Origin of the sequence: Sphingomonas sp., from assembly GCF_042091075.1 — a bacterium.
Classification (GTDB): Bacteria; Pseudomonadota; Alphaproteobacteria; order Sphingomonadales; family Sphingomonadaceae; genus Sphingomonas.
Genome location: NZ_JBELIE010000039.1, coordinates 15,587 through 22,230 on the forward strand (window position 1 = coordinate 15,587; position 6,644 = coordinate 22,230).

Sequence of the window (6,644 nt, forward strand, 5' to 3'; positions counted from 1 at the left end):
GCCTGTATTTCTCGTCCAACCTGACCAAGGTGCCCGATGGCGGGTGGTTCCCGTTGCTCGTCGCGGTCATCGTCTTCGTGTTGCTGACGACCTGGTCGCAGGGACGCAAGCTGATGCTGGAGCGGATGCGCGAGGCGGCGATGCCGATTCGCATCTTCATCGATTCGGCTGCCAGCTCCGCCACCCGCGTCTCGGGTACGGCGGTATTCATGACCTCGACGCCCGACGGGGTGCCGCACGCGCTGCTGCACAATCTGAAGCACAACCGTGTCCTGCATGAGCGGGTGATCCTGCTGACCGTGCGGGTTACCGACATGCCGTATTTCCCGGTCGAGGATCGTTTCCTGCACGAGGATCTCGGCTCGGGCTTTCATCGTGTCATCCTGCGCTACGGCTTCATGGAGGAGCCTGACGTGCCGGCCAACCTGCGGGGGTTCAACGGCTGCGGCGCGGAGTTCCGGATGATGGACACCAGCTTCTTCCTCAGCCGACAGACGCTGCTGGCATCCGATCGGCCGGGCATGGCGATCTGGCGCGAGAAGCTGTTCGCTTGGATGCTGCGGAACGCGGAAAGCGCCATGGAGTTCTTCCGCTTGCCGACGAACCGCGTCGTGGAATTGGGCAGCCAGATCGAAATTTGACCGACCTTCCCGCCCCGATCATCCTTACGGCGCTGTTCGGGGCGCGCGATCAGGCCTTTTTCGATGACCAGCGGCGGGCCTATTTTCCGCCCGAGCGCAATCAGCTCGATGCCCATCTGACGATGTTCCACCATCTGCCGCCGACATCGGCTGCCGAATTGGCGCACCGCCTGCGCGAGGAGACCCGCGGCGTCGCCGCGCCGGCCGCGCGATTGGCGGGGGTGATCTCACTGGGGCGCGGGGTGGCGTACAGGATCGACGCGCCCGCGCTGGCGGACATCCGCGCGCGGCTGGCGGACGCTTTCCACGGCATGCTCACGCCGCAGGATCAGGCGGGCTGGCGGGCGCATGTGACGGTGCAGAACAAGGTAGCGCCGGCGGAGGCGAAGGCGTTGCTGGCGCGTCTGCAGGCGGGTTTCCAGCCCCGCCCGGTGGCGATCGTCGGGCTGGCCGCGTGGTGGTATCGTGGTGGCCCCTGGGAGTTGATCGGCAAGCACGTTTTCGCTGCTTGACCGAACCGTTTGCGCTGCTATAGCCCGCGCCTCACGAGCGGATGGTCGCTCCCGTGGATGACGGGGCGGAGTAGCTCAGCTGGTTAGAGCAGCGGAATCATAATCCGCGTGTCGGGGGTTCAAGTCCCTCCTCCGCTACCATCGTTCGTGACGTTTTCAGCCATTCTGACCGCAGGTGTGAGCGGGATCGCGGGGGATTACACCGCCACTCCGTACAGGTCGTGCTCGTCGGCCTCTTCGATCGTCACCGGGACGATATCGCCCGGCGCCAGATGCGCGGCGTCACGCAGATGCACCTCGCCGTCGATCTCGGGGGCATCGGCCTTGCTGCGGCCGCTTGCCCCGCCGCTGTCAGGATCGACCGCGTCGATGATCACGTCGAGCGTGCGCCCCACCTTCGCCGCCAGCTTCGCCGCCGAGATCGCGGCGGTCTTCTCCATGATCCGGGCGTAGCGCTCTTCCTTCAGCGCGTCGGGTACGGGATCGGGCAGCAGGTTCGCCGAGGCGCCTTCGACCGGCTCGAACCGGAAGGCGCCGACGCGATCGAGCTGTGCTTCGTCGAGCCAGTCGAGCAGATACTGGAAATCCTGTTCGGTTTCCCCGGGGAAGCCGACGACGAAGGTGGAACGGATCGCGATATCCGGGCAGATCTCACGCCACGCCTTGATGCGGCCCAGCACCTTGGCATCATTCGCCGGCCGCTTCATCCGCCGCAGCACCGACGGCGCGGCATGCTGGAACGGAATATCGAGATAGGGCAGCACCAGCCCCTCGGCCATCAGCGGGATCACCTGATCGACGTGCGGATAGGGATAGACATAGTGGAGCCGCACCCAGGGCGCGATCCGGCCCAGTTCGCGCGCCAGATCGGTCATATGCGGACGCACCTCCGCTCCCTTCCACAGGCGCGGCTGATCGCGGATGTCGATCCCATAGGCCGACGTATCCTGGCTGATCACCAGCAATTCGCGCGTTCCCGCCGCGACCAGCTTTTCCGCCTCGCGCAGGATCGCATCCGGGCGGCGGCTGACCAAGTCGCCGCGCAGCGACGGGATGATGCAGAAGGAGCAGCGGTGATTGCAGCCCTCCGAAATCTTCAGATAGCTGTAATGGCGCGGGGTCAGCTTCAGTCCGGCGTCGGGGATCAGATCGACATAGGGGCTCAGCGCGGCGGGCGCGGCGGCATGGACCGCCTCGACCACCTGTTCATATTCATGCGCCCCGGTGATCGCCAGCACATCGGGGAAGCGCGCGCGGATCGCCTCGGCTTCCTTGCCCATGCAGCCGGTGACGATGACGCGGCCGTTCTCCGCGATCGCCTCGCCGATCGCCTCCAGGCTTTCCTCCTTCGCCGAATCGAGGAACCCGCAGGTATTGACCAGCACCACATCGGCGCCCGCATAATCGGCCGACATCTGATAGCCGTCGGCACGCAACTGCGTCAGGATACGCTCGCTATCGACCAGATTCTTCGGACAGCCGAGCGAAACCATGCCCACACGGGGCGGAGAGGGGATGAGCGTTGCCATGAGATCGTGCGGACATAATGCGGGACGGGCCGATTTGCCAGTATCGCCACGGCCGCGATAGGACCGGGCCTTTCGGGGGCGGTGGCGCCACGGCGAGGGGAGAGACGTGATGCTGGCGATCGGATTGATGTCGGGCACGTCGCTGGATGGGATCGACGCCGCGCTGATCGAAACCGACGGCGCGGCACTGGCGCGGCCGATCGCAATGCGGGGAGAGCCTTATTCGGACGCCGCCCGCGCGCAACTGGCGGAGGCGACCGCGCTGGCGCTTACCTTCGAACGGCCGCGCGCCAGCCCGCCGCTTTCCGCCGCGAGCGACCTGATCACACGTACCCATGCGCTGGCGGTGCAGAAACTGCTGCGTGACGCAGGTGTGGCGCCGGGCGATGTGGGCGTGATCGGGTTTCACGGCCAGACCGTCGCGCACCGCCCCGATCGCGGCTGGTCCTGGCAGATCGGCGATCCGCAGGCGCTGGCGAATCGTAGCGGGATCGTCACCGTCGGGGACTTTCGCAGCGCGGACGTCGCGGCCGGCGGGCAGGGGGCGCCGTTGCTGCCGGTCTATCACGCCGCCCGCGCGGCCGCGCTGGAAAAGCCGGTGGCGATCCTGAATCTTGGCGGGGTTGCCAATATCACGCTGGTCGGCGCGGATGGCGCGCTGGCGGCGTTTGATACCGGCCCCGCGAACGGGCTGATCGATCATTGGGTGGAGCAGGAAACCGGCGAACGGTTCGATCGCGACGGCGCGCTGGCCGCGACCGGCCGGGTCGACGAGGCGATCCTGACCGCGATGCTCGATCATCCGTTCTTCGACGCGCGCTATCCCAAATCGCTGGACCGCAACGATTTCACGATTCAGCCGGTGCGAGGGCTGAGCGCGCCCGATGGCGCCGCGACCCTGACCGCCTTCACCGCCGCTACCGTGGCGGAGGCGTTGCGGTTGCTGCCCGAGCGACCCCGTCGGCTGCTCGTTGCGGGGGGCGGCCGGCGTAATCCGACGATGATGGCGATGATCGCCGAACGAACGCAACTGCCAGTCGACCCGGTCGATATCCTCGGTTGGGACGGCGATGCGCTGGAGGCGGAGGGCTTCGCCTATATGGCGGTGCGCACGTTGCAGGGGGCCCCCATCAGCTTTCCGGGAACGACCGGGGTGCCGGCGGCGATGCCGGGGGGAACGGTGTTTCGACCGGCGGTCGGCTAGCGGCGCTATTATCCGTCAGATCGTCCCCGCCGCTCAGATCGCGTGCCGGGGACGGGCATCGGCTCAACCGGCGATGGTCACCGTCTGCGGATGATGCTTGTCGAGATAACGCTTGATCTTCTTCACGTTGCGCGTGTTCGACCGGTAGAATAGATCGGCCGCGTCGCCGACGAACGGCACCAGCCCCAGCACGGTGTCAAAACCGATCCGCGCGGTCATGGCCGCGATCGCGGTGCGGCTCATGCCGATATTGCGCGCCTCCCACACGATCCAAATGCCCAGCGCGCCTGCCGCGATATCGCCCACCACCGGGACCAGCCCGATGATCGTATCCAGCCCGATACGGCGATTCGTGCCCGGGATGACGAACAACCCCTCCAGCAAGCGCTCCATCGCCTCGACCCGCTGACGTACCGCCGCCGGATCGCGCCCGGTCGGCAGCGAGGAGGGGAAAGCCGAGGTGGCGGGCATGGGGGTGGGGCGAATGGCCATGACGATTAACTGGGGTCGCCGCGCAGCCGGTTCAACGGGTGCCACGCACGGGTGTTCGGCTGCCATTGGCGCAGCCGCAGCGACACGAGCGACCAGCGCAGCGGCCGCCCAAGGGTAATGAAGGCCCCGTCCGCCGCCAGGGCCGCATCGGCGGTCGCCAGTCGCTGCGCGCGCTCCGGCAATGTCCCCGCCAGGCGTGACGCTTCGATGGCGGCACTCGCGTCGTCCGAACAGGCGACGCAAGCGGTGACCAGATACCAGCGGGCGCTGTCATAAGGCGCGATCTGGTCGATCAGGCGCAGGTCTGCGGTGGTATCGTCCCAGGCCAGGCGACGTGGGCGAATGCCGACCGCGTACAGGTCGCGCGCCAACCGGCCCCATAGCAATGTGCCGCCGGGGCCATCGGGCAATGCGATGCCCAGCGTCGGCACGCCCTTCAGTGCGTGCCAGGACGCCACACTGGCGCGCGCCGCCGCCACACGCTGCTCACGGGTCAGCGCAGCCCAGGGCGGGGGAACGGGCGGGGTGGCCGAATCGAACTGCTCCGGCAGCACCGTTTCGCGTCCGGCCCAGTCCGGCGGCAGGAAGCTGCTGAGGTCGGCGCGATCGATCGCCTGCGCGACCGCGGCGCGCCCCGCCTCGCTCGCCAGCAGGCCATCCCGGCGTGCTACCGCCAGCCCGAACAGCCCCGCCGCCGGATCGAACCGGATGTTCGCGGGGGCGGGATTGCCCGCCTGCATGATCGGCCAGTCGTCGAGCGTGCCGCCCAGGACCAGATCGGAGTCCCGACCGACGAAACGAAGGATCGCGCGCGACGCGCGCTCGCCATGCAGCATCACCTCGTCTTCCGGCGTCGGTACGGCCTCGGCCGGATCCCGATCAGGGTCGGCGGCGGGGGTCAGCACCAGGGCGGGGCCACGCTGCTCCCGGCGACGGAACGGCCCCGCGCCGCCCGCCCGCGCACTGCGCACCAGCCCCATTTCGGGTTGAGCGAACAGCTTGAGCAGGTCCGGCCGGGGGCGGGACAGTTCGATTTCGATGACTTCCGGGGTCATCTCCACCACCGATGCCACTGCGGTCAGGAACGGCGCGAGGCGATTGTCCGAGGCGAGCGTAATCTGCCGCCGGAGCAGCGCGACGACCTCCGCCGCGCGAACCGGGGTTCCATCCGCCCAGCGCGCATCGCGCAGGCGGAAGATATAGCTCATGCCGTTGTCGGTAACGATCCAGCGTTCGGCGATGCCGGGTTCGATCTGGCCGGTGGCATCGAACCGGACCAGCCCCTCCGCCAGGGCGTCGGTCAGGACGCGGTCGGGGGTCGACAGGTCGCCGCGGCGCCGCGCGGCAAGATCGGGTTCGCCGCCGATGACGCTGGCGACCACGGGGCCGACATCGGGGCGGCGGCCGCAGCTCGTCGTGCTCGTCACGATCAATGCCGCGCACAGGCCTCGCGTCAGGCTGGTGCGGACGGCGGGACTCGAACCCGCACGCCAATGGCAGAGGATTTTAAGTCCCCAGCGTCTACCGGTTCCGCCACGTCCGCTCATCGGTCGCCTTCGAAGCGCTTCGGCGCGCCGGCGTCAAGCGTCGCGGCGTGCGGAAGGTGCGGTCGTTCGGCGGTTATGCGCTCACACGTTGAGGCGCACGCGCATTTCCTTGCCGGGTTTGAAGAACGGAACCCGCTTCGCCTCGACCGGGACGATTTCGCCGGTGCGGGGGTTTCGCCCGTTACGGGCATCGCGCGCACGGGTGGAAAAGGCGCCGAAGCCGCGTAGTTCGACGCGGCCATTCTCTGCAAGGCGTCGCGTGATCTCGTCGAAGAAGCAGCTGACGATCGCTTCCACGTCGCGGTACGACAGACTGGGATTCTCCTCGGCCAGTGACTGGACCAGCTCCGAGCGTATCATGATCTGCGACTTTCCCTCCGCTACGGTACCCTATGGTACCAACATGGATCTACTACAGCGAAGTTCCGCAACACGATAGTTCCGTTTCCGCCCGATGACGCAAAATGGGTTGTTACGTGACCGGTATCACAAAAAAGGGCCGGCATCGCTGCCGGCCCCCGCGTTGGATCGCGATCGTCGCCGATCGACTTACTTCTTGGAGTCGCGTGCCTTCAACGCTTCGCCCAGGATGTCGCCCAGCGACGCGCCCGAGTCGGACGAACCATATTGCGCAACCGCCTGCTTCTCCTCGGCGATCTGCATCGCCTTGACCGAGAAGGTCGGCTTCTTGGAACGATCGAAGCCGGTCACCATCGCGT

At 67.4% G+C, this 6,644-nt stretch carries 7 protein-coding genes and 2 tRNA genes; 4 read left to right on the top strand and 5 right to left on the bottom strand.

Features of this window, described 5'->3' with window-relative positions; genetic code table 11:
- The 3 genes from ACFDSW_RS05915 to ACFDSW_RS05925 all read left to right on the top strand — a co-directional run.
- Positions 1-641, top strand: a 641-nt coding sequence (locus tag ACFDSW_RS05915) for a KUP/HAK/KT family potassium transporter (protein WP_375249352.1), incomplete at its 5' end; no start/stop codon positions are given.
- Positions 638-1,153, top strand: coding sequence for a 2'-5' RNA ligase family protein (locus ACFDSW_RS05920; protein WP_375249353.1), 516 nt, complete (start codon positions 638-640; stop codon positions 1,151-1,153). The genes ACFDSW_RS05915 and ACFDSW_RS05920, both read left to right, overlap by 4 nt.
- A 64-nt stretch (positions 1,154-1,217) precedes the next feature.
- A tRNA-Met gene (locus ACFDSW_RS05925) sits at positions 1,218-1,294 on the top strand.
- A 56-nt stretch (positions 1,295-1,350) separates the two neighbouring features.
- Here the strand turns inward: ACFDSW_RS05925 and rimO are convergent.
- Positions 1,351-2,682: a 30S ribosomal protein S12 methylthiotransferase RimO gene (gene rimO / locus ACFDSW_RS05930; RefSeq protein WP_375249354.1), complete on the bottom strand. Its 1,332-nt coding sequence runs from the start codon at positions 2,680-2,682 to the stop codon at positions 1,351-1,353.
- 109 nt (positions 2,683-2,791) lie between these two features.
- Here rimO and ACFDSW_RS05935 point away from each other — a divergent pair, with 109 nt between their 5' ends.
- Positions 2,792-3,886, top strand: coding sequence for an anhydro-N-acetylmuramic acid kinase (locus ACFDSW_RS05935; protein ID WP_375249361.1), 1,095 nt, complete (start codon positions 2,792-2,794; stop codon positions 3,884-3,886).
- Between the two features lie 63 nt (positions 3,887-3,949).
- Here the strand turns inward: ACFDSW_RS05935 and ACFDSW_RS05940 are convergent, their stop codons facing one another.
- From ACFDSW_RS05940 to ACFDSW_RS05955, 4 genes are all read right to left on the bottom strand, one after another.
- Complete coding sequence (locus ACFDSW_RS05940) at positions 3,950-4,378, bottom strand: DUF4112 domain-containing protein (RefSeq protein WP_375249355.1); 429 nt, start codon at positions 4,376-4,378, stop codon at positions 3,950-3,952.
- A 5-nt stretch (positions 4,379-4,383) separates the two neighbouring features.
- Positions 4,384-5,805 (bottom strand): ABC transporter substrate-binding protein, encoded by a 1,422-nt coding sequence (locus ACFDSW_RS05945; protein WP_375249356.1) that lies wholly within the window; start codon positions 5,803-5,805, stop codon positions 4,384-4,386.
- Positions 5,806-5,837: 32 nt separating this feature from the next.
- Positions 5,838-5,921 (bottom strand) — tRNA-Leu (locus ACFDSW_RS05950).
- Positions 5,922-6,006: 85 nt separating this feature from the next.
- Complete coding sequence (locus ACFDSW_RS05955) at positions 6,007-6,285, bottom strand: integration host factor subunit beta (RefSeq protein ID WP_375249357.1); 279 nt, start codon at positions 6,283-6,285, stop codon at positions 6,007-6,009.
- Between the last annotated feature and the right edge of the window lie 359 nt (positions 6,286-6,644).

Bases quoted from the DNA above. Each gene is read 5' to 3' on its own strand.
- rimO (WP_375249354.1), bottom strand. From the start codon at position 2,682: ATGGCAACGCTCATCCCCTCTCCGCCCCGTGTGGGCATGGTTTCGCTC.
- ACFDSW_RS05935 (WP_375249361.1), top strand. From the start codon at position 2,792: ATGCTGGCGATCGGATTGATGTCGGGCACGTCGCTGGATGGGATCGAC.
- ACFDSW_RS05940 (WP_375249355.1), bottom strand. From the start codon at position 4,378: ATGGCCATTCGCCCCACCCCCATGCCCGCCACCTCGGCTTTCCCCTCC.
- ACFDSW_RS05955 (WP_375249357.1), bottom strand. From the start codon at position 6,285: ATGATACGCTCGGAGCTGGTCCAGTCACTGGCCGAGGAGAATCCCAGT.